Genomic DNA, 22,060 nt, shown 5'->3' on the forward strand with positions numbered 1-22,060 from the left:
CTTCACAGCGCCATTTCGATCAGGCAAGGACCACCGTCGGCCTTGGCATTGGCCAGTGCCCGTTGCAGTTCGGCATTGGTTTGCACCGTGCAGGCCGGTACGCCGTAGCCTTTTGCCAGGGCTTTCCAGTCAATGCGCGGGCTGTCGAGCACGGTCAGGCGCAGGGCTTGCGGGTCCATTTCGGTCATGCCGAAACGACGCAACTCGTTCTGCAAAATCGCGTAGCGATGGTTAGCGGCAATCAGGATCACCACCGGCAACTGCTCGCGGGCGATGCTCCACAGGGTTTGGATGGTGTACTGCGCACTGCCGTCCGATTGCAGGCAGAACACGCTATTGCCGCGTTCCGCCAAGGCGGCGCCGAACCCCACCGGAATACCCTGGCCAATCGCGCCACCGGTATTGGTCAATACCCGATGCCGCGCGGCACGGGCGGAGGCGGTGAAGAAGGGATAACCGCAGGTGCCGCCTTCAACCGAGACAATGCTGTCGTGGGGCAGTGACGCGGCCAGCACTTGGCCGATGGACTGCGGCGTCAACTCGGCGTGGCCGGGCGGCAGTTCGATACCCTCCGGGGTCGGTACGTAGGCGGGTGCATCGAGGGCATCGGCCAACGCCGTCAGGGCGCCGGCGACATCGTCACCGACTTCGGCCAACGTCAGCAGGCGCTCACGTTCGGCGAGGCGCGACGGGATGCCTTCGTAGCCAAAGTAACTGATGGGCTCGGGCACGCCAGCACACACGACCAGGTCGTACTGCTCAAGAATTTCAATCGCCACTTCCGGGAAATACGGCAGGCGATCCAGATCCGGCAAACCACCGCCACGGTAGCTCAGGCGCGGAAAGGTCTCGGCAAACAGGCGTACACCCGGCAGTTGCGCCAGGCGCCCCGCCGCTTCCAGGCCCGCAACCGACAAACCCTCATCGCCGACGATAAACACCAGCCGCTTGCCGTCACGCAATGCCTGCGCCACGGACTCGACCCGGTCACCGGCAAATCGGCGAACCGGCGCGCGCAACGGTGCGAACACACCGTTGTGCGTCACCGCGTGAGCTTGCAGGTCCATGGGCAAAATCAAACTGGCGATCTGACCTTTGGCCTGCCACGCCGCGCGTACCGCTTCCTGCAAATCCTCACCGATACCTGCCGCCGTGCGCGAGGTGCGCACCCAGCCCGAGACAGTGCCGGCCAAGGCCTGGATGTCACTCGCCAACGGTGGGTCGTAGTTCACATGCCATGAGGCGTGATCGCCGATGACGTTAACGATGGGCGTATTGGCCCGACGTGCGTTGTGCAGGTTGGCGATGCCATTGGCAAAGCCGGGGCCCAAGTGCGTCAGGGTCATCGCCGGCTTGCCGGCGATACGGCCATAGCCGTCCGCGGCGCCCGTGCAGACCCCTTCGAAAAGCGACAGCACCGGCTTGAGAGCAGGTGCGCTGGCCATGGCGGCCACCAGGGGAATCTCGGTGGTCCCGGGGTTGGCGAAGCAGTACTCGATACCGCTTGCCGCTGCCGCATTCACTATCAGTTGCGCACCATTCATTTTCAGCCCTCTTGCTTGAGCATTTGCAGTGATGAGATTTATCACACAAAAGCCTGCGAGCAACAAGCATTTTATTAGTGTATTTCTCAATAATTGAGATAAATGCAATTTTAATCAGGGAAAACACCTGCCCAAGATTGCGTTTTTCTCTCACTGAGGTAGTGTTGCTCCAGCGCTTGGGGCTCGCGTGGGTGGCCGGATCCCTGCCGGTACGCAACAACCGCCCTTCCCTTTCTTTTAGGAACACAATGAGCAGCCTGAGCAAATTGCTGAGTATCCTGGACCTGTTTGGTCCACAGACGCTGAAGATCGAACCCGACACCATCGCCGAACGCATGGGCCTGTCACGAGCAACCGTGTACCGCTACGTCAAGGACTTATGTGACGCCGGTATGCTCACCCGCGTGGACGCCGGCAGCTACGGCCTGGGGCCGCGTGTGATTGAGCTGGATTGGATGATGCGTCAGTACGACCCGATCCTTATTGCCGGACGCGAGTTGATGCACGAGCTGTCCGCACAAACGGGCCTGGCGGTGTTTGCCAGCGTGTTTTACGACGGGCGCATCATCAACACCTATATCGCCGAACCCACCGACACCTATCACTTTGCGTTCGGGCGCGGGCAACCGTTGCCGTTTTTCCGCGGGGCGCAATCGAAGGTTCTGATCGCCTTCCAGAAAGGCCGCCGCCTGCAACGCTTGTTCGACGAGCACATGGCCAACGACCCGGACAGCCCGTATGACTGGGCAAGCTTCTCCAAGGCCGCGAAAAAAATCCGCAAGGACGGTTACTGCCTGACCCATGACGAACTCAACCTGGGCCTGACCGGTATCGCCGCGCCGATCATCCAGGCGGACCTGGACGAAGTGGTCGGCAGCCTGTCCGCCGTCGGCAGCAGCCAGAGCTTCAAGCTGCTGCGCCAGGAAACCGTGATCGAAATGGTCATGGATACCACCCGGCGCATTGCCGAAAACATGCGCAACCCGCCGAGCAGCACCACGGCCTAGCCCGTCACGCTCAGAACGGTACGGCCACCGACAACTGGCTATACAGGTTGGTGCCATTGCCGCCGACTTGATTGCCACCGGTGGTCGAGTCCTGGTTGGGTTTGTAGAGCCCCACCAGCGGGGTGATGATCAAGTGCGGGTTGACGGCCCACTCGGCATACACGTCCAACTCGCGGCCATCCAGGTTCAGCGCATTGCTTTTACGCACGGTGGCGTAATCGAAATACAGCGCGCCCAGGCTCAGGTTTTCCAGTGGGGTTGCCTTCAACCCGACATGGTGGATGCGCGTATTGGTGTTGAACGGCCCGGCGTAATTACCGGCCACTTCGCCCTGGAACCAGGTGCCGTAGCCTGTGCTCAAACCGGTGAACAGCGCATCCCAGTTCTGCGAATAGCGGGTGTAGCGATAAGTCACCTTGGGGGCCCAGGCGGTATCCGCGAAGGTGTAGCCGGCTTCGCCGTACCAAGCCTTCTCAGGCCCCGTATCCTTGTCCTGCCAGGCGTACTCGAACGCCAGGCTGACGTTCTTGATACCTGCATCGCCTTCACCGCGCACGCTGTAGATGTTCATGCCCTTGCGCTGGCGCTGAAAGTCGCTGGCCCATTGATCGTTCACGTCGAGGCCATGCACCCAGGTCAAGCCGAGCGTCCCCGGTTGGGCGGTGTAATCCAGGGTGCCGGCGGCCAATTCGGTCTCGGCCTGGATGCGGTTGTCCGACTTGAGCCACAACACGCTGCCATGCAGGCCATCCTGGCCACCCAGGCGCAACACGGCGGTCTGATCGAACGAGTGCCGGGCCGCCAGGTAGTAAGCGCCACCACGGTTCAAGCTGCCATCGGCCGGGCCCTTGCCCGGATTCAGGCCGTCATCGTTGATCAGGAACCCTCGACCGACCTTGACCACTTGGCGTCCGCCGGAAATATCCACGCCGTCTTTGCCCAACAGCGGAAACAGATCACCGGAGCGCCAGCCCAGGTAGGCGTCTTCAATCTTTGTTGTACGCTCGGTACCGACGCTATTGCCCCCCGAATCACCATCACCCCACGTGGCGGAGCTGACCAGGGCGAAAGCCCCATAGGCAGTGCCATTGCCGGCCAGGGACTGGTCGCCGCTCAATCCATACTTGATGAAACCTTCGCGCCAGGTGGAACCGCCCGATGTGCCGTCATAGTTCTTGCGGCTGTTGAACATGCCGAACACGGCGGTCATGTCGGCATTGAGATGCCGGCCCTCATCGCTGTACAACTCATAGGCGTGCACTGGATGGATGACGCCAAGTGCCAAGGTGCACACCAGCGTGCAACCGAATACGGGATAACGTGTTGGAGTGTGCATGGTTCAAACGCCTTGTTCAGTGGCGCGCTTGCGCACAAACAACAGTTGCTGGCCGGTGAACTCCAGCAGCCCCTCAAGGCCGAACTCGACGCCAAACCCCGACATCTTGCTGCCGCCAAACGGCGTGTTCGGCTGGATCTGTGCGTGGCAATTGACCCACGCAACCCCGCTTTCCAGGCGACTGGCCAAGGCCTGGGCCTGCTCGGTATCTGGTCCCCAGACCGATCCGCCGAGCCCCATGTCACCGGCATTGGCGCGGCGCAGCACATCCTCCACGTCCCGGTAAGCAATCAAGGGCAGCACGGGGCCAAACTGTTCCTCGTCCACCAGGCGATGCCCGTCGGTAACGTCCGCAACCAGCGTGGGCGGATAGAAAAACCCAGGCTTATCCAGGCGCGCACCGCCGCACAACACCCGTGCACCGTTTGCCCGCGCGTCGGCGACCAACGCCTCCACCAGTTCCAGTTGCTCAAGGTTCTGCACGGGCCCGAAGGTCACACCGGCCTCCAGACCATCCCCCACCACCTGGCGCGCGGCAATGTGCGTCAGCGCATCGGCAAAGGCCTGGTACTGCGACTCGTGGATATACAGGCGCTTGAGGGCCGCGCAGGTCTGGCCCATGTTGAGAAAGGCCGCCTGGAAGATTTCCTCGGCCACCGCCTCCACCGACGTTCCTGGCAATACGATTGCCGCATCGTTCCCGCCCAGCTCCAGGGTCAGGCGCTTGAGGTTGCTGGCGGCGCCACGCATCACGCTCTGCCCGGTAGCGGTAGAACCGGTAAAGACAATCTTCTGGATACCGGGGTGCGAGGTGATCGCACTGCCGAAGCCCTGCTCACCGGTCACGCAGTTGATCACGCCCTGGGGCACGTGACGGGCAATGATTTGCGCCAGACGCAAGGTGCTCAGCGGCGTCAGGCTCGACGGTTTGCTGATCACGCAGTTACCGGCACGCAGCGCCGGCATGATGTGCCACACGGCGATCATGAACGGCCAGTTCCAAGGGGTGATCGACGCCACGACACCCAAGGGTTTACGGTGCAGTTCGACGCGTTGCGTGGGGGTTTCCTCCACCAGTTCCACCGCGATCTCCTGAGCGGCCGCGTAGCGGGTCCAGGCAGCGGCCCCCATGACCTCGGAAAACGCCAGCTCCAGCGGTTTACCTTGCTCCAGCACAATCAGCCGGGCCAGTGAATCGGCCTCCTGCTCGATATCCGCCGCAATCGCCAACAAACGCTCACAGCGGTCAGGGTGGCTGCTGTGGCGCCAGCTTTTGAATGCCTGCTGCGCGGCGTCGACTGCCTGGTCGAGTTGCCCCAGGGATCCTGCCGGGCATTGGGCAAATGCGACACCCGTGGCCGGGTTGATCACGTCAAACTGACCTTGTTCGCCGGCCACTTGAGCACCATCGATGAGCATCTTGTAGTTGTGCATTTGAAACCTTCCTTTCACGTGCAGACCCACCCTGTCGAGCAACGACAGGCGGTAATTGTCTGATTAACTGGAGCGTTCTTAGAGCTTGTGGCTGCCCAAGGCGAGAAACCGTTGCGGGGAGATCCTTCGCAGCCGCGCGGCGAGCACGATGCCGATGATCAGGGCCGCGGGAATAATCGCGCAGAGGCTGTATGACAGCAGTTGGCTGGCACCGGTCAGTACATCGAAATGCACCACCGCCAGCACCAGTACCAGGAACAACGCCAGGCAGGAGAAACCGGGCAGGATACGTCCGCGCAAGAGCCCGACGTTAAGCTCGGGATGGCGATGGAAGTAGACGCACACCGCCACAGAGGTCAGTGCCATCAGCAAAATCACGCACAGCGTGGCCAGGTTGGACAGCCAGGCAAACAGTTGCAGGATCGGATCGGCATCCATCGCGGCGAAAATCAGCACCACCACCGCTGCGATCAGGCTCTGCAACGCCGAGCCCATATGCGGGCTCTGGTGCACGCGGTGGGTCGTGCCCAGCAGGCTGTGCAACAAGCCATCACGGCCGATGGCATAGAAGTAACGCGCTGCTGCGTTGTGAAAGGCCAACAGCCCGGCGTAGATACTGACCATGAACAGCACGCGAATGATCTGGGTCAGTTGCGGCCCGACAAAGTGGTCGGACATGCCGTAGATAAACGTGGTCGGGTCCTGCAAGGATTGCAGCAGCGGCACGATCTTGTCTGAACCCACGCCCACCACCATTGACCACACCGACAACGCGTAGAAACCACCGATCAGCAACACCGAACAGTAGGTGGCAATCGGAATACTGCGCTTGGGGTCCTTGGCCTCTTCGCCGTAGATGGTCGTGGCCTCGAAGCCGATAAAGGCAGCGAAACAGAACAACAGGCCGATTGACGGCGTGCCACTGAACACATGGCTGCTGCTGAACGAGTCCAAGTTGATGCCGTTGTCGCCGCCAGACTTGAGAATGGCGAAGTCCAGGACCAGGATCGCCAGGTACTCGGCGATCACCACCACCGACAGCACCCGCGCCGACAGGTCAATCTTGCGATAGCCCAGGATCGCGATGCTCGCCATCGCCATCAGCGAGTAAGCCCACCAGGGCAACACCAGGCCGAAGGCGGCTTCCATGGTGCCGCTGACCACCCCGCCGAACATCCCGTACAACCCGACCTGCAGGATGTTGTAGGCAAACATCGCCAGCACCCCGGCGGCACCGCCCGCCAGGCCACCCAGGCCTCGGGACGTGAACGCGTAAAAACCACCGGCATTGGTCACGTGGCGCGACATGGTGGTGTAGCCCACTGAGAACGCCAGCAGCACCAGCAAGGCGAGGATCAGCAAGGCCGGGGTACCGGCACCGTTGCCCAGCATGATGCCGATGGGGAAACCACCGGCGATCACACTCAGCGGGCTCGCCGCCGAAATCACGAAAAAGATAATGAAGCCCACACCCAGGGCACCACGCTTGAGCTCCGTGGAGCTGTTGACCGGGATAGATACACTCATGTTGTTGACCTTATTCTATGAGGCAGTCGCTTTAGGGTTGGCCCGACCACACCGCATCGGCACCGGTTAGCGTTTTGTTTTAGTTGCGCGCTGAATTTGATCCTATGCCCGCCCTTGAGCCGCTCGCTATCCCAAATCGGTAGCATCCGAAGCCACGCCCCAAAACAGGTCGAGGCGGCACGCTCAATCCCGGCGCAGTTGCCGATTTGGGATAGCCGCCTGGCCTGTCATGCCTGCAACCTAGCCTCAGCCGTGCTATGCCCGGATGCCGGCAACCAGAATAAGAATGAGGGCTCGCCCCCCAGCCCATCATCGCGAAGCCCACTTGTAGGACGCCCCGACCATGCATCTAGCTCACCTCACCATTCAATGGCGTATCACCCTGCTCAGCGGACTCTGCCTGCTGACAGTAGTGGCGGCCCTGATTGGCGCCAGCGCATATCAGAATCAAGCCAGTGCAAAGCTGCTTAAAGAGCAGAGCAGCGAGTTGCTCGCCCACGCTGCGCTGGAGCGCTTGCAGGCCCAGGCCATGGCGCATGGCCAACAGGTGGAGCGTTTTTTCAGTGAAACCGCGCTATATGGCGAAGGGTTTGCGCAACAGGTTCTGCAACTGCGCGAGCAAACGCTCAACGGTCGCCTGACGGTCGCGCAATTGCGCGAAGCCCTGATCAGCAGCGCCCGCGAAGCCCTGAAACAGCGCGAAAAAGTGCTCGGCCTGTACGTCATCATGCTGCCGGATGCGTTGGCCGGCACTGACGCCGCCTGGCGCGACCAACGCGCCATGGCAGGCAATGAAACCGGGCGCTTCGCGCTGTATTGGTCACAGAGTCAGCCGGGGCAACTGGTGCAAGAGGTACTGAGCGAGGCACAAATCGCCGCGAACACCGCGCCCCCCGGCAGCGAACCGGGAAACGCCTGGTACGCTTGCCCTCAAGCACAAAGACGGGTGTGTGTGGTCGAGCCGTACACCATCGAAGTGGAAGGCCAGAAATCCCTGATGAGCAGCATTTCCATCCCCTTGATCGTCAACGGCAAAGTGCTCGGCGTGGTGGGCATGGATATTAGCCTCGACACCCTACAGAAGCTGGCCGCCGACCTCGGTCAGGACCTGTACCAGGGCAACAACGAAGTCACCATTATGTCGGCCGCGGGCCAAGTGGCAGGACGCAGCGGCAACGTCTCGGGGGACACGCTCGATATACGCCAGCCCCTTCAGCCCGTGGCGGGCAACCCGGCCTGGCAACTGGAGATCAAGGTTGCGCAAGCACGGGTGCAGGCGTCTGCCCGACTGATGCAAAGCGAACTGGACGCTAAAAGCCGCGAGGCCAACTGGCTCAACCTGGGCTTGGGCATTTTTGCCAGCATCCTGGGTATGCTGCTGATCTGGCTCGCCGCTTACGGCGTGACACGTCCATTGATCAAAATGGCCGAGCTGCTCGATGCCATTGTCGAAGGTGACGGCGACCTCACCCAGCGCCTGCCCGCCGGCAGGCGCGACGAGTTGGGGCATTTGGCCACTGGGGTCAATCGCTTCCTGGACACGTTGCAGCCCATTATTCGCGATATCCAGACCGCGTCGATGGATACCCGAAACAGCGCCGATACATCGTCAGGCATTGCCCGCGAAGTCAGTGTTGGCATGCAGCGTCAGTACCGCGAAGTCGAGCTGGCGGCGACCGCTTTGCACGAAATGAGCGCCAGCGCCCAGGAAGTGGCACGTCACTCCCACAGCGCCGCCAACGCAGCTACCACCGCAGAAAGCGCGAGCCGATCAGGCCAGGCGGTGTTCTCAACCGCCGAGCGCGGCATTGAGGCCCTTGATCAGCGCCTGGAAACCACCCTCCAACAAGTCAACGCGCTGGCCCATAGCAGCGCCCAGATCGGCCAGGTACTGGACGTCATCAGCGCCATCGCGCAGCAGACCAATCTGCTGGCGTTGAATGCAGCCATCGAAGCGGCCAGGGCCGGCGAACAGGGCCGTGGTTTCGCGGTGGTGGCCGACGAAGTCAGGCACCTGGCGAGTAACACCCAGAGCTCGGTCGAACAGGTACGCACGGTGATCGAAACCTTGCAACAGCTGAGCCAGGCTGTGGTGCACAGCACCCAACTAAGCCGCGAACAAGCCGGCGGCAGCGTGATCCAGGTACAACAAACCCGGGTGGCGCTGGAGAGCATTTCGAAGGCCGTGGATGTGATCGAACAGATGAATCAGCAGATCGCCAGCGCGGCACTGGAGCAAAGTGGCGTGATAGACGATATCAGCCATCGGGTCAGTGACATTCGTGGCATCAGCGAAACACTCGCCGGCCGGATGAACGAGGCGTCGGAGGCCAGTGATTTACTGCATCAAATGGCCAATCACCAGCAGCAACTGGTCAGGCATTTCCGCGTGTAAAGGGTATGCCGCCTGACTGAGCTACAGTGGCCGCCCTCCCATTCGCCTTCAATGAGCACCACCCATGACTTTTTCACGCCGCTGGCTGATCCTCGCGATTATTTCCAGCGCATTGCTGCTTATCGTCATCGACATGACGGTGCTCTACACCGCCCTGCCCACGCTGACCCGAGAGCTGAATGCTTCAGCCTCGGAAAAGCTCTGGATCGTCAACATCTATGCGTTGATCGCCGCTGGCCTGCTGCTGGGCATGGGGACACTCGGTGACCGTCTCGGGCACAAACGCCTGTTCATCGGCGGGCTTGGTGTGTTTGGCCTGTTCTCGCTGATGGCGGCGTTTTCAACCTCCGCCGCTGTATTGATCGGTGCACGTGGTTTCCTCGCAGTCGGCGCGTCGATGATGATGCCCGCCACGCTGGCGATCGTGCGGGTGACGTTCACCGACCCGCGTGAACAGGCCATGGCGTTCGGCATCTGGGCCTCGGTGGCGTCAGGCGGCGCGGCGTTCGGCCCGGTGATCGGCGGCCTGCTGCTGGAGCACTTCTGGTGGGGCTCGGTGTTCCTGATCAACGTGCCGATTGTGCTGGTCGCGTTGGTCGTCGGCGCGCTATTGATCCCGAATAACCCCGGGGATGCGAGCAAACGCTGGGACTGGCTGGGGTCGCTGCAGGTGATGATCGGCTTGATCAGCGTGGCGTATGCGGTGAAGGAGCTCGGCAAGCGCACGCCTTCTTTCGAAGGCATGCTGATCGCACTGGTGCTGGGCGCGCTGTTCCTGACGCTATTCATTCGGCGCCAGCGCCGCGCGACCCAACCGATGCTCGACCTGGCGCTGTTCAGTTCCTCCGGTTTCAGGAACGCGGTGATTGCGGCGGTTGTGTCGGCTGCTGCGTTGATCGGCATGGAGCTGGTGTTCAGCCAACGCCTGCAACTGGTGCTGGGCCTGTCGCCACTGGAAGCGGCATTGTTCATCCTCCCGCTACCGCTGGGCTCGTTTATCTCCGGGCCGCTTGCCGGTTACTACCTGCCTCGCCTGGGGAACCAGCGGATGCTGTTCTGGACGCTGCTGCTATCCGCGGCGTCGATGCTGGCTTACCTGCTGTTGTATGAGGCGGCGGTGTACCTGCAACTGATCGTTCTTGGGCTGCTGGGGCTTACCATTGGCGCAGCACTGACGGCGTCGTCCAGCACCATCATGCTCAGCGTACCGGCCGATCAGGCCGGCATGGCCGCCTCCGTCGAGGAGGTGTCGTTTGAATTGGGCGGTGCCGTCGGTGTGACGCTGTCGGGCAGCCTGTTGTCGGCGATTTATGCGTACTCGGCGGGCCTGGCGATTCCAGCGTGGCTGAGCCGCAATCCCGCGACATTCGACAGTCTGGACGATGCGCTGGTGGTCGCCGAAACCTTGTCGCCCGAAGGCGCCGCGATGCTGCGCGCATTCGCCCGCTCGGCCTTCGATGCGGGCTTTGTTGCGGTGCTGGTGGCGTCGGCAGCGCTGCTTTTGATCGCAGCGCTGCTGGTCAAGCTGGGCCATCAACCACCGCGGGCCGCGCCTTAGAGCTTGTGGCTGCCCAAGGCCAGGAACCGCTCTGGCGATGCCTTGCGCAGCCGCGCCGCGAGGAATACGCCGCCCAGCAAGGCCAATGGAATAATCGCGCAGAGACTGTAGGACAGCAATCGGCTGGCGCCGGTGAGCACGTCGAAATGCACCACGGCAAGGATCAGCACTGCCAACAGGGCCAAGCAAGAGAAACCGGGGAAAATCTGCCCACGCCAAACCCCGACCTTGAGCTGCGGTTGACCTCGGAAATACATCAGCACCGCTGCCGAAGTGAGCGCCATCAGCAAAATCACGCAGAGCGTGGCCAGGTTGGACAGCCAGGCAAACAGTTGCAGGATCGGATCGGCATCCAGCGCAGCGAAAATCAGCACCACCACGGCCGAGATCAGGCTCTGCAACGCCGAGCCCATATGCGGGCTCTGGTGCACGCGGTGGGTCGTGCCTAACTGGCTGTGCAGCAAACCGTCACGGCCGATCGCATAGAAGTAGCGCGCGGCGGCGTTATGAAAGGCCAACAGCCCGGCGTAAATACTGACCATGAACAGGACGCGGATAATCTTTGTCAGGTGCGGGCCGACAAAGTGGTCGGACATGCCATAGATAAAGGTGGTCGGGTCCTGCAAGGCCTGCAGCATCGGCACGATTTTATCCGCGCCGACGCCCACCACCATCGACCACACCGACAATGCGTAGAACGCCCCAATCAGCAACACCGAGCAGTAAGTCGCAATCGGAATGGTGCGCTTGGGGTCCTTGGCCTCTTCGCCGTAGATGGTCGTGGCCTCGAAGCCGATAAAGGCGGCGAAACAGAACAGCAGGCCGATTGACGGCGTGCCACTGAACACATGGCTGCTGCTGAACGAGTCAAGGTTGATGCCGCTGTCGCCGCCGGACTTGAGGATGGCGAAGTCCAGGACCAGGATCGCCAGGTATTCGGCGATCACCATCACCGACAGCACCCGCGCTGACAGGTCAATCTTGCGATAGCCCAGGATCGCGATGCTCGCCATCGCCATCAGCGAGTAAGCCCACCAGGGCAACGCCAAGCCGAAGGCAGCCTCCATGGTGCCGCTGACCACCCCGCCGAACATCCCGTACAACCCGACCTGCAGGATGTTGTAGGCAAACATCGCCAGCACCCCGGCGGCACCGCCCGCCAGGCCACCCAGGCCTCGGGACGTGAACGCGTAAAAACCACCGGCATTGGTCACGTGGCGCGACATGGTGGTGTAACCCACCGAGAACGCCAGCAGCACCAGCAAGGCGAGGATCAGCAAGGCCGGGGTACCGGCGCCATTGCCCAGCATGATGCCAATGGGGAAGCCGCCGGCGATCACGCTCAGCGGGCTTGCCGCCGACACCACGAAGAAGATAATGAAGCCCACACCCAGGGCACCACGCTTGAGCTCCGTGGAGCTGTTGACCGGGTTAAATACACTCATGTTGTTGACCTTATTGTATGAGGCAGTCGCTTTAGGATCGGTGCAGCCGGCTACGCAGCGTCACCAAACAGCTTGTCGTTCTTATTGCACGCTGGCACTGATCCTATGCCTGCGCTGCAACGCCCCGATATCCCAAATCGGTAACTCAAGCACCCACAGCGAAGCTCCTGCGCATTCAGAGCTGATGACGCAGGCTATTTCAGGTCTTTCTAGCGTTGTTTGTCAGGCCCGCACACAACTCGTGATGGCGGCTCGGGCAGTCTGGGATGGCAATTCCGCGAACAGCTCTTGGTATTCCGCGGCAAAATGGCTCAGGTGATAAAAGCCCCACTGGGCCGCGGCATCGCCAATCGACAGCTCGCAGGCGCGGGTAGACATCAAGGCTCGACGGACACCGTTAAGCCTCACGGAGCGCAAGTAATTCAGTGGAGTGGTCTCGGCGACCGAGCGGAAGCTGTTCTGCACCGTGCGTCGGCTCACCTGAAGGCGTTGGCATAAATCGATCACGCTGGGCACGTTGATCATTTCGCCGGTCGCCAGGCGGTGGCATTTCTCTACGATAAAACTGCGCGTGGAGCTGGGACTGCGCTGTTGCTTGTCGCAGGCTGGGTCGATCATCAGTTGCAACAACTCGCTGAGCATCGCCTGCTCCAACGCCGCCTCGCGCTCTTGATCCAGCGTGCTATCGAGATCTTCGTACACCAGTGCCTGGGAGAAAAGCGCCAGCAATCGGCGCCGGGCCTGTGCAAATCGCTGGGGGGAAACCCTGATCACCGGCTGGCGCAGCAACCGGTTGAGTTCCTTGGCCGAAGCGGTCTGCTCCAACGCCTCATCGAATAATTCACGCTCGAAGGTGATGGAAAGCAGCTCCATGCCCATCGGCATATGGAACATGAATTCCTCGCCGCCATGGAGAAAGAACAGGCTGCTGTCATCTACCTCGCGCCCCTGCATGCGAATCGATCCTGGGACGTTGATCGGCACGGCAAAGCACATCTTGCCTTTAGGCGCCACGCCGTTCTGTACCACGCGCTGGTTGATCTGTTCGAGAAACAGGTGGCAACCCGAGGTTGTCAGTTGCATGAGCGTGCTCTCGGCGCAGCCCGAGGTTAACTGGCTGTAGTCCTGGTTCCACTGCTGGATGGTGGCTGCATGGACATGGATATCGCGAAAATGGCTGATCGTTTGGTTTTTCATTGGGGCATGCCTCTACCAATATTTTTGTTTTTTTTAGATCGGCGATCCAATTGATAGTCGCACATCGCAAAAGTCCTGCAAATTGTTTATGTGCTGGAATGCAAGCAAACCATGTGCCGATTCGGGATACCGGCCTGGAACGCGCGCCGGAGATGATCGGCACACTTAAATAGACATTCCAGAGAGACCGTCATGAGTGAAGCCAAATTTCAATCCCTGCACTTTGCAGATGCCCCGCAGATTATTTCCGGCGAACTGCCCGGCCCCAAGACCCGCGAAGCCCTGGCGCTGTCGGCGCGCACCGAGTCGATGGCGCGCGGCGGCGGACGTATGCCGGTGGCCATGGACCGTGCCTTCGGTGCGACCTTCAAAGACCCCGACGGCAACACCTACATCGACCTGTCCGCAGGCGTCGGTGTCAGCAGCGTGGGCCGCTGCCACCCCAAAGTGGTGCAAGCGATTCGCGAACAGTCCGAAGTGCTGATGCATGCCCTGGAAATCAACAGCACCCGGCGTACCGAGTTGGCTGCCAAGCTTTCCGAAATCGCGCCCGAGGGTTTGCGTGGCGACTGCGTTACCTTCTTCACGCAAAGCGGCAGTGATGCGTTGGAGGCGGCGATCAAGTTCGCCAAGCGCGTCACCGGGCGGCACCAGATCATCGCCTTCCACGGCGGCTACCACGGCGTGTGGCACGCTTCCGGTTCGCTGACCACCGGCACGGCCTACCGCAAGGGCTTTGGTGCCCAGATGGGTGGCGTGATTCACGCGCCCTACCCTTACGCCTACCGCTTCCCTTTCGACACCACCCACAAGAGCGCCGAGCAGATCGCCGGTGAGTACATCGACTATCTGTTGAACACCCCCTACACCGCGGCCGATGACGTGGCTGCCGTGATCGTGGAGCCGGTACAGGGCGAAGGCGGCTACGTGCCACCCTCTCCGGAGTTCCTGCAACTGCTGCGCAAGGCCTGCGACCGCAGCGGCACATTACTGATTGTCGATGAAGTGCAATCGGGTGCCGGTCGCACCGGCAAGATGTGGGCGGTCGAACATTCCGGCGTGAAGCCCGACATGCTCACCTTCGGCAAAGGCATCGGCAGCGACCTGCCCATGGCCGGCCTGATCATGCGCTCGGACCTGGCGGCGCAGATTCCCGACGGCTCCATGCCCAACACGTTCGCCGCCAACTCGTTGTCGGCCGCGGTGGCACTGACCAACATCAGCATCCTCCAGGACCCGGACCTTGACCTCCTCAACCGCGCCCACACCCTGGGCCTGGAGGCACAGGCGCATATTCGCGCCTTCAACAGCCCGTTGGTCGGCGAAGTGCGCGGGCGCGGCCTGATGATCGGTATCGAACTGATCGAAGACCCACTCACCAAGGCGCCCCTGGCGGGCGAGAAGATCGGCCAACTGATGGGCTACCTGCTCAACCACGGTGTGCTGATGATTCCGTGTGGCCGCTACAGCAACGTCATGCGCGTCATGCCTTCGCTGACCATATCTCGCGAGCTGTTCTTCAAGGCCCTGGATATCTTCGGCGACGCCCTGGCTTCTCTCAAAGCATGACCTTGCCCATTACTCGAGGACCGCAATATGACTGAGCACTTGAATCATTTCATCGAAGGTGTGTCCTGCGAAGCCTTCGACCGTCGTCGTATCAACCTGGTCAACCCCGTGAATGAACAGGTGTACGGCAGCTCCGCGCGAGGCACCCGCGAGGATGTCGACCGTGCGGTGGCCGCTGCACGCCAGCAACTGGAACGCGGCGAGTGGAGCCAACTCGACGGCGCCGCGCGTGGCCGACTGTTGTCGAAACTGGCCGACCTGGTTGAGCGCGACACTGAACTGCTGGCCGATCTGGACGCCAACGCTATCGGCCGCTCCCCCATCGAGCCGCGCCGGATGGACCTGCCCAACGCGATCGCCAACCTGCGCGCCGCCGCGGGCTGGGCCAACCAGCTTGAAGGTCGCACCATTCCCACCGGGGGTTACTTCGGCACCAAAACCCTGTCGTACACGGTGCGCGAGCCGGTCGGCGTGGTGGGTGCCATCGTGCCCTGGAACTCGCCGCTGATGATCACGGTGTGGAAACTCGCTGCGTTGCTGGCGGCGGGCTGTACCGTCGTGGTCAAGCCATCGGAAGAAACCCCGCAGTCGGCCCTGCACCTGGCGCTGCTGGCGCAGGAAGCGGGCTTCCCGGACGGCGTGATCAACGTGGTCACCGGCTACGGCAATGAAGTGGGGCGCGCCCTGTGCGAACACCCGGATATTGCCAAGATCAGCTTCACCGGTAGCCCCGAGGCTGGGCGTGAAATCCAGCGCACCGCCGGTGTGTTGTTCAAGCGCGTGGCCTTGGAGTTGGGCGGCAAGAGCCCGCAGATTGTGTTCGATGATGCGTCCTTCGACGACGCCCTGCGCGGCTGTACCCTCGGCCTGTTCGCCAACCAGGGCCAGGTGTGTGCGGCCGGTTCGCGGATCCTGGTGCAACGCAGCCTCGCCGACCGTTTTGGTGCAGCGCTGGCCGAAGCCGCACAGGCAGTGAGCGTGGGCGACCCTCGCGAGCCCGGCGTACAGATGGGGCCGGTGGCCAAGAAGGCTCAATTCGATCGCGTCAACCGCTACATCCAACTGGGCATCGACCAAGGCGCCACGCTGCTGGCCGGCGGCGTCTCGGCACCCAAGCAGGGCTGGTTCGTGCGTCCGACGATCTTCGCCAACGCCCGCAACGACATGGAAATCGCCCGGGATGAGATCTTCGGCCCCGTCGGCACGCTGATTACGTTCGACAGCGAAGACGAAGCGGTCGCCCTGGCCAACGACAGCAGCTACGGCCTGGCGGCCACGGTCTGGACCAGCGACCTGGTACGAGCGCACCGCGTTGCTGCGGCAGTGAAAGCTGGCGCCGTGGGCATCAACTGCTGGAGCCCATTGGACGCCAACCTGCCTTGGGGCGGCGTCAAGACCAGCGGTATCGGACGTGAAGGTGGGTTCAGCGGCGCGCTGGCCTACACCGAGGAGAAAGTCATCACCGTCCTCCTGCCCGCCTGAGCCTATTCGTTGTCCTGACCGAGCCACCCTCCAACGTTGAGGGTGGCCATTCAACCGTGCATCGATCCGTGGAGAACCTGACATGAACCCAATAGATCAACCGACAATCGATCGGTACCCGACCTCCCTGCGCGTGTTGCACTGGGTGCGTGCCGTGCTCGTGCTGGGCCTGCTCTGGGCCGGCTGGCATATGACTGGAATGAATGATGAGGTGGCGAGCAAATTCGAGCTGTATTACCCCTGGCACAAGTCCTTCGGGGTGTTGACGTTCCTGGTGGTCCTGACTCAGCTCGCCGTGCGCTTTCGCACCCCCAATTTGCCGCAGCCGCTGGAAACCCTGGCGGGGTATGAACGGTTCCTGTCACGCCTGATTCAGCGCGCCATGTATGTGCTGTTGGTGATCGTGCCGTTGATGGGGTACTCCATGTCGAGCACGTTCACCATGAGCGACGGCGTGTTCTTTTTTGGGGTTAACCTGCCCGAGCTGTTGCCAAAGAATGACGATTGGTTCGTCGTGTTCCAATGGCTGCACAAAGTCCTCGCCTATAGCTTGCTTGTCCTGATCGTGCTGCATGTGGCGGGCGCCCTCAAGCATCGCTTCTACGACCGCGACCCGCGCAACGATGTGCTGCGCCGCATGCTCTGAATGGATGAGGCGTTGACGCAAAACGTCAACGCCTGCCTGGCCCCGCAACAGCCCTCAATGACAACTCAGAACGTCGCCCACACAATGAACTGCATGTACGTGTTGGTCGACGCGCTGCCGCTCTGCCCGCCCCCGTTGCCTAACCACTTCTCAGGCTTATAGAGGCCGATCAACGGCGAAAGCGTGATGTTATCCGTGACCATCCAATCCAGAAACAGGTCGACCTCCCGCGCCGCGAAGTCCCGTTCATTGCGACGGGACAGTTGGTGGTAGTCGAAGGCCATCGCGTTCAGGGTCAATTTCTCGGTGGGCCGGACAGAGAGCAGCACGTCGTTGATCTGCATATTCGACGTCACTGAACCGGCGTAGTTGGACGCGACTTCACCCTGGTAGCGTTTGCGAAAGCCGCCCTGGAACAGGAAGTCCCACCCTTCGGAATAGCGCGAATAGCGATAACTGACCGTCGGCTGCCATCGCACATCGGTGAAGGTGTAGCCCGCGTCGAAGAACATCGCCCGCTGTGAACCGGAACGTTTTTCCTGGCGCGCCACCTCGAATGCGAAGTCGGCGTTCTCAATCCCGGCGTTGCCCTGCCCGCGAATGCTGTAGACATTCATGCCCTTGCGTTCAAGCCGATCTGCGAAGGCATATTTCTCATCCACATCCAGGCCGTGTATGTAGGTCGAACCGATCGAACCGATGGCGGTTGTGTAGTCGATAGTGCCCACTGCCAGTTCGGTCTTGGACTGCCCGGGGTTATCGGATTTCAACCATATCAAGCTGCCGTGCAGCCCTTCCTTGCCGCCCAGCTTCAGCACCGCCGTGTTGCCAAACGCCAGGCGTTGGCCAAGGTAAAAGGCGCCCCCCCTGTCGAACCGGCCATCGCGCACGCCCTCGATGGGGTTGAACGCCTTGCCTGGGTTGTAGCCATCATCGGTGATCAGGAAACCGTCCACCGTCACCAACTGGCGACCGAAAGAGAAATCCACACCGTCCTTGCCGAGGGCGGGCAGCAGGTCGCCTGATCTCCAGCCGAGGAAAGCATCTTCCACGTCGGTACGGCGCTCATTGCCCGCGGTGATCGCCCCTGCGTCCCCGTCGCCCCAGGTGCCGCTGCTGAGCAGGCTGAAACCGCCATAGACGGAGCCCGCGATGATCTTGTCGGTCGTGCCGTTGAGACCATATTTGGCGTAGCCCTCCTGCCAGCGCATGCTGCCGGGCTCTTTCTCCGGGTCACCGATGTAGTTACGAGTACTGCCAAACCAACCAAATGCGGCGCCCAGGTCGGCGTTCAAGACGGTTGCACCATCATCTTCGGTGTAGAGCGTGTAGGCATGTGCCTGCACGCCGACCGCACAGAGTGCAACCATCGACAATAAGGGTGCGTAGGGGGGAATGCGCATAACGTCTCTCCTGTTTTTATAGTTCTGAGGTAAAGCCCAAGTGTTTCGGCTTGGGCCGCCAACGCGGTAACCCAAATCAGCATCTGCAAGGGCCTGCGCGCCAATCTGTCGTTACGGGATACCTCATCCGCGCCAAGCGCCTGAAAACCTTCAACGGTTGCCGTTTTGGGATACGCCTCTGCACGCGAGCTCCCTATGCTCGGTTCATAAGAACCATAAAAAACGAGGCCCCCCGCCATGTCCCCTTTGTCACGCTTCCCGTTGCTCCGTCAGGGGCTTTGTCTTCTAACCCTGATCGGCTGCAGTGCCTTACCGCCTGTTGCCAGTGCCCACCATTCATTTGCGCTGTTCGACCAGACCCAGACGATCACGATCAAGGGTGTCGTCGAGCGCTTCGCCTGGACCAACCCCCACATCACGATTTACCTCGACGTTCCCGGCCCGCCGGCACAGCGCTACAAGATCGAGACGGGCAGCGTCAACGCGCTGCAACGCACGGGCTGGACGTCCAGCTCGGTCAAGGCTGGCGAAAGCGCCGAGGTGTCGTTCAAGCCGTTGAAAAGCGGCGAGCCGGGCGGGTTGCTGGTGGAGATCAAGATGGGTGACGTGGTGCTCTCGGGCGGCGGCTGAACGCAGCCCTTTGCGAATGCGGCAACACCAGAACTGGGCAAACCAGCAACGCGGAGACATTTCAATGAAACGAGCACGTTCTTCCAACACAGCCATGATCGTTCTGGGGGTGGTCCTCATGACGCTCTCCGGGATGAGCAGCGCCGCGACAGCCTCGAAAACCCAAGCCGACAAGCACAGCTCGGCCGCCCGGCCTGACATCAGCGGTACTTGGGAAAGAACCCCGGACGACTGGTTCGGCGAAAACCCGGACGATCCGGTACACCCCGGCGGTCCGATGGACCTCAAGGCACCCTATGACGCCGAGTACGTCGAGCTCAAGAAGAAACAAGCCGTGGCCAACGCAGCCGGGAAGCCGATCGCCACCACCAGTTCAAGGTGCCTGCCCGAGGGTATGCCGACCATGATGGCGGCGCTCTTCCCGATCCAGATCATTCGCGATGACAAGCAAGTGATCATCCTCGGCGAGTACCTCCAGCAAGTGCGACGGATTCTCTTGAACCAGGCCATGCCGCCAACAGACAAGCTCGACCCCCTGTACCAAGGCCATTCGCGCGGCCACTGGGAGGGCGACACGCTGGTGGTCGAGACACAAAGCGTACGCACCGACGTGCGCTTCTATGACGTGCCCCACGGGCCGGCCATGAAGATCACCGAACGCATCCGGCTGCGCGGGCCGGATCGCTTGGAAAACCAGGTCCTGATCGAAGACCCGCAAGTACTCAACACCCCGTATCGCTTTACGTTTGAGTACAAGCGCTCCAACTACGCCATTCAAGAGTACGTGTGCGAGAACAACCAGATCGTGATCGACAGCGAGGGCAAAGCATCTCTGAGCCTTGAGTGATGACGCCTATCCAACCCCCTGCTGGAGCTTTACGAATGGAACGCCTGACCCCTATCAGCATCAGCGTCGTGCTATGGCTGTGCATCGCGGCGAACACGTTCGCCGAGGTGCCCCGCATGCCCACGGCGATCGCGGTGCCGCCTTCCGACAAGGCGCCGCTGTCGTCGGCGACGCGCCCTGGCACCGAATACAGCGACCTCAACCACTACGGCTACATCGAGCAAGAGTACTACCTGCAAGGCGTCGCCCCGGCCATCACCGCCGCTGGCAAAACCCTGTTGGAAGCGCCTTACACCACGCGCATTCTGGTGCGAAAACCGGCGGACCCGGCACGTTTCAATGGCACGGTAGTGATCGAACCATTCAGTTGGTTCGGCGAACGTGCCGCCGGTTGGATCCTGACCCGCGACTATCTGCTGCGCCGCGGCTACGCATACGTCGGGTACACGCTGAATGTGAACAAGCCGGCGGTGGACCCCAAGTTCATCTCCGACACCCCAGAGGCCGAAGCCGAACAGATCGCCCAGTACGGACCGATCGTGAACTTCGAGTTCATGCGCCGCTTCGACTTTGCCCGCTACGCGCCGCTGGGCACCTATTACGACCCGGCACACTTCACGCGGGGCGCCGCGCCCGATCCGTTTGCGCCCCAGTCCCAGGGCATCGGTGCGCAACTGGCGCTGCTGCTTAAAACCAAAGGGGCACAGAGCCCTTTGGCGGGCCTGGATGTGCAGCGCGTCTATGTGAATAGCTGGGCCGTCACTGCGCAAGTCTGGATGGACTATCTCGACCAGGGCCGTCACCAGCAATGGCGCATGCCCGACGAAACACCGCTGATCGACGCCTACATGACCGGCCGCATGGCCTACGGGGAAGTGGGCGGCGACGTGATCCGCGTGCCCCGGCAGATGCCCGAAGGCGTGCCGTTCGTCACCGTCTACAGCCAGTCCGAATTGATGCATGACGTGATCGAAGGCATCCCCCTGCCCCCGGACACCGACTCCCCGCAGGTGCGCTACTACGAAGTCACCGGCATGCCCCACCTGCGTCTGGCCGACCTCGGCACGGAGCACACCGAGAAGCTCGCGGCCGATGTCGGCAAGGGCGACGACCCGCGCTGCCAGACGCTGTATGACGAACCGGTGGAACTGGTGGTCTCGGCGCTGCTGGATGGCATGGACCAGTGGGTACGCGACGGCAAGCCGATGCCCAACGCCCCGCGGGTGATACGCGACGGCAAGGCCGCTGCCCGTGCGCCCGCCACCGGCAACCTGCAAGGCGGCGTGCGCCCGCCGTGGATCCAAGTGCCAAGCGCCACCTACCTCACCGACCAAGAGACCGGCTGCGGGCTGATCTACGACACCAAGGTGCCTTACTCGAAGGAAGTGCTCGGCCGGCGTTATGGAAACTTCAGCCGCTATGCACAGAAGTTCGAAGACGCCAAAGCCGTTTCGATCCAGCAAGGGTACTTGCTACCGGAGGATGCGGCGGGTCTGCATCCGATCGCAAACCCTCAAGACTTCTAACCCATTGCAGGAGAAAAGCCGATGTCCTCTTCACTCATCATTGCCTGGATCTACGGGTCTCCCTTAAGCACCGCCATCCGCGACATCCTGTGGGTCATCCCCACGGTGCAGAGCATTCATATCATCGCCATCACCGTGCTCTTCGGCTCGGCGCTGATTTCCGATCTGCGCCTGGCGGGCGTGTTCGCCAGCGATGAGCCCTTGCGCGGCATCGTCCGCCGTTACTACCCCTGGATGCGCAATGCACTGATCGTCCTGTTGTGCACCGGGCTGGTGATGATCATCGCCGAGCCTGATCGGGTGCTCGTCAACTCGACGTTCTGGCTGAAGATGGTCCTCGTGGTGGCCGCGTTCAGCTTGACCTGGCTGCTTCGTCGCCCGCTGCTGCGGCGCCCCGCCGGCAACATAGACAGTGACGACGCGCCGGGTTCCGTCAAGGCCTGTGCGTGGCTGTCGATCGGTTTGTGGTGCGTCGTGATCATCTGCGGCCGCTGGATCGCCTACACGATCTAAG

General features: G+C 61.6%; 17 protein-coding genes. 10 read left to right on the top strand and 7 right to left on the bottom strand.

Going from position 1 to position 22,060, the window contains the following annotated elements; genetic code table 11:
- Positions 1–2 precede the first annotated feature (2 nt).
- Complete coding sequence (locus P2T68_RS18465; RefSeq protein ID WP_024075460.1) at positions 3–1,544, bottom strand: acetolactate synthase large subunit; 1,542 nt, start codon at positions 1,542–1,544, stop codon at positions 3–5.
- Between the two features lie 248 nt (positions 1,545–1,792).
- On the opposite strand from P2T68_RS18465, the gene P2T68_RS18470 reads away from it, so the two are divergent.
- The gene (locus P2T68_RS18470) at positions 1,793–2,551 is read left to right on the top strand and encodes an IclR family transcriptional regulator (RefSeq protein WP_024075461.1); all 759 of its coding nucleotides are present in this window, start codon (positions 1,793–1,795) and stop codon (positions 2,549–2,551) included.
- Between the two features lie 10 nt (positions 2,552–2,561).
- On the opposite strand, the gene P2T68_RS18475 is transcribed toward P2T68_RS18470, so the two are convergent.
- The 3 genes from P2T68_RS18475 to P2T68_RS18485 form a co-directional block, all read right to left on the bottom strand.
- Positions 2,562–3,887 carry a hypothetical protein gene (locus P2T68_RS18475; protein WP_024075462.1) on the bottom strand — a complete coding sequence of 442 codons (1,326 nt, stop codon included), beginning with the start codon at positions 3,885–3,887 and terminating at the stop codon, positions 2,562–2,564.
- A gap of 3 nt (positions 3,888–3,890) precedes the next feature.
- Positions 3,891–5,321, bottom strand: coding sequence for an aldehyde dehydrogenase family protein (locus P2T68_RS18480; protein ID WP_277377979.1), 1,431 nt, complete (start codon positions 5,319–5,321; stop codon positions 3,891–3,893).
- A 78-nt stretch (positions 5,322–5,399) separates the two neighbouring features.
- Positions 5,400–6,848: an APC family permease gene (locus P2T68_RS18485; RefSeq protein ID WP_193689332.1), complete on the bottom strand. Its 1,449-nt coding sequence runs from the start codon at positions 6,846–6,848 to the stop codon at positions 5,400–5,402.
- A 343-nt stretch (positions 6,849–7,191) separates the two neighbouring features.
- Between P2T68_RS18485 and P2T68_RS18490 the strand changes: the two genes are divergently transcribed.
- Together P2T68_RS18490 and P2T68_RS18495 are read left to right on the top strand one after the other, a co-directional pair.
- Positions 7,192–9,243 carry a methyl-accepting chemotaxis protein gene (locus P2T68_RS18490; RefSeq protein WP_277377980.1) on the top strand — a complete coding sequence of 684 codons (2,052 nt, stop codon included), beginning with the start codon at positions 7,192–7,194 and terminating at the stop codon, positions 9,241–9,243.
- Between the two features lie 64 nt (positions 9,244–9,307).
- Complete coding sequence (locus tag P2T68_RS18495) at positions 9,308–10,801, top strand: MFS transporter (protein WP_069076068.1); 1,494 nt, start codon at positions 9,308–9,310, stop codon at positions 10,799–10,801.
- Here the strand turns inward: P2T68_RS18495 and P2T68_RS18500 are convergent.
- Positions 10,798–12,246: an APC family permease gene (locus P2T68_RS18500; RefSeq protein WP_024075467.1), complete on the bottom strand. Its 1,449-nt coding sequence runs from the start codon at positions 12,244–12,246 to the stop codon at positions 10,798–10,800. The genes P2T68_RS18495 and P2T68_RS18500 overlap by 4 nt on opposite strands.
- A gap of 222 nt (positions 12,247–12,468) precedes the next feature.
- Positions 12,469–13,443, bottom strand: a complete 975-nt coding sequence (locus P2T68_RS18505) for a helix-turn-helix domain-containing protein (protein ID WP_024075468.1) — start codon at positions 13,441–13,443, stop codon at positions 12,469–12,471.
- 192 nt (positions 13,444–13,635) lie between these two features.
- On the opposite strand from P2T68_RS18505, the gene P2T68_RS18510 reads away from it, so the two are divergent.
- The 3 genes from P2T68_RS18510 to P2T68_RS18520 all read left to right on the top strand — a co-directional run bounded on the left by P2T68_RS18510 (position 13,636) and on the right by P2T68_RS18520 (position 17,140).
- On the top strand, positions 13,636–15,012 hold the full coding sequence (locus P2T68_RS18510) for an aspartate aminotransferase family protein (protein WP_069076116.1): 1,377 nt from the start codon (positions 13,636–13,638) through the stop codon (positions 15,010–15,012).
- Between the two features lie 27 nt (positions 15,013–15,039).
- Positions 15,040–16,494 carry an aldehyde dehydrogenase family protein gene (locus P2T68_RS18515; protein WP_024075470.1) on the top strand — a complete coding sequence of 485 codons (1,455 nt, stop codon included), beginning with the start codon at positions 15,040–15,042 and terminating at the stop codon, positions 16,492–16,494.
- Positions 16,495–16,576: 82 nt separating this feature from the next.
- Positions 16,577–17,140: a cytochrome b gene (locus P2T68_RS18520; protein ID WP_024075471.1), complete on the top strand. Its 564-nt coding sequence runs from the start codon at positions 16,577–16,579 to the stop codon at positions 17,138–17,140.
- Between the two features lie 65 nt (positions 17,141–17,205).
- Here P2T68_RS18520 and P2T68_RS18525 read toward each other — a convergent pair whose 3' ends face one another.
- The gene (locus P2T68_RS18525; RefSeq protein WP_069076114.1) at positions 17,206–18,543 is read right to left on the bottom strand and encodes a hypothetical protein; all 1,338 of its coding nucleotides are present in this window, start codon (positions 18,541–18,543) and stop codon (positions 17,206–17,208) included.
- 237 nt (positions 18,544–18,780) lie between these two features.
- Here P2T68_RS18525 and P2T68_RS18530 point away from each other — a divergent pair, with 237 nt between their 5' ends.
- The 4 genes from P2T68_RS18530 to P2T68_RS18545 all read left to right on the top strand — a co-directional run bounded on the left by P2T68_RS18530 (position 18,781) and on the right by P2T68_RS18545 (position 22,059).
- The gene (locus tag P2T68_RS18530) at positions 18,781–19,173 is read left to right on the top strand and encodes a DUF6152 family protein (protein WP_069076113.1); all 393 of its coding nucleotides are present in this window, start codon (positions 18,781–18,783) and stop codon (positions 19,171–19,173) included.
- Between the two features lie 64 nt (positions 19,174–19,237).
- Positions 19,238–20,020 carry a hypothetical protein gene (locus P2T68_RS18535; RefSeq protein WP_069076112.1) on the top strand — a complete coding sequence of 261 codons (783 nt, stop codon included), beginning with the start codon at positions 19,238–19,240 and terminating at the stop codon, positions 20,018–20,020.
- Between the two features lie 35 nt (positions 20,021–20,055).
- Complete coding sequence (locus P2T68_RS18540; protein ID WP_081329199.1) at positions 20,056–21,546, top strand: alpha/beta hydrolase domain-containing protein; 1,491 nt, start codon at positions 20,056–20,058, stop codon at positions 21,544–21,546.
- 21 nt (positions 21,547–21,567) lie between these two features.
- Entirely contained in the window at positions 21,568–22,059 is a 492-nt protein-coding gene (locus P2T68_RS18545; protein ID WP_277377983.1) for a DUF6644 family protein, read from the top strand.
- Position 22,060: the final 1 nt, after the last annotated feature.

Origin of the sequence: Pseudomonas sp. G11 (assembly GCF_029457515.1) — a bacterium.
Taxonomy (GTDB): Bacteria; Pseudomonadota; Gammaproteobacteria; order Pseudomonadales; family Pseudomonadaceae; genus Aquipseudomonas; species Aquipseudomonas gorinensis.

Excerpts from the sequence above, each read along its gene's own strand:
- P2T68_RS18465 (WP_024075460.1), bottom strand. The coding sequence starts at position 1,544 with ATGAATGGTGCGCAACTGATAGTGAATGCGGCAGCGGCAAGCGGTATC.
- P2T68_RS18470 (WP_024075461.1), top strand. The coding sequence starts at position 1,793 with ATGAGCAGCCTGAGCAAATTGCTGAGTATCCTGGACCTGTTTGGTCCA.
- P2T68_RS18475 (WP_024075462.1), bottom strand. The coding sequence starts at position 3,887 with ATGCACACTCCAACACGTTATCCCGTATTCGGTTGCACGCTGGTGTGC.
- P2T68_RS18480 (WP_277377979.1), bottom strand. The coding sequence starts at position 5,321 with ATGCACAACTACAAGATGCTCATCGATGGTGCTCAAGTGGCCGGCGAA.
- P2T68_RS18485 (WP_193689332.1), bottom strand. The coding sequence starts at position 6,848 with ATGAGTGTATCTATCCCGGTCAACAGCTCCACGGAGCTCAAGCGTGGT.
- P2T68_RS18490 (WP_277377980.1), top strand. The coding sequence starts at position 7,192 with ATGCATCTAGCTCACCTCACCATTCAATGGCGTATCACCCTGCTCAGC.
- P2T68_RS18495 (WP_069076068.1), top strand. The coding sequence starts at position 9,308 with ATGACTTTTTCACGCCGCTGGCTGATCCTCGCGATTATTTCCAGCGCA.
- P2T68_RS18500 (WP_024075467.1), bottom strand. The coding sequence starts at position 12,246 with ATGAGTGTATTTAACCCGGTCAACAGCTCCACGGAGCTCAAGCGTGGT.
- P2T68_RS18505 (WP_024075468.1), bottom strand. The coding sequence starts at position 13,443 with ATGAAAAACCAAACGATCAGCCATTTTCGCGATATCCATGTCCATGCA.
- P2T68_RS18510 (WP_069076116.1), top strand. The coding sequence starts at position 13,636 with ATGAGTGAAGCCAAATTTCAATCCCTGCACTTTGCAGATGCCCCGCAG.
- P2T68_RS18515 (WP_024075470.1), top strand. The coding sequence starts at position 15,040 with ATGACTGAGCACTTGAATCATTTCATCGAAGGTGTGTCCTGCGAAGCC.
- P2T68_RS18520 (WP_024075471.1), top strand. The coding sequence starts at position 16,577 with ATGAACCCAATAGATCAACCGACAATCGATCGGTACCCGACCTCCCTG.
- P2T68_RS18525 (WP_069076114.1), bottom strand. The coding sequence starts at position 18,543 with ATGCGCATTCCCCCCTACGCACCCTTATTGTCGATGGTTGCACTCTGT.
- P2T68_RS18530 (WP_069076113.1), top strand. The coding sequence starts at position 18,781 with ATGTCCCCTTTGTCACGCTTCCCGTTGCTCCGTCAGGGGCTTTGTCTT.
- P2T68_RS18535 (WP_069076112.1), top strand. The coding sequence starts at position 19,238 with ATGAAACGAGCACGTTCTTCCAACACAGCCATGATCGTTCTGGGGGTG.
- P2T68_RS18540 (WP_081329199.1), top strand. The coding sequence starts at position 20,056 with ATGGAACGCCTGACCCCTATCAGCATCAGCGTCGTGCTATGGCTGTGC.
- P2T68_RS18545 (WP_277377983.1), top strand. The coding sequence starts at position 21,568 with ATGTCCTCTTCACTCATCATTGCCTGGATCTACGGGTCTCCCTTAAGC.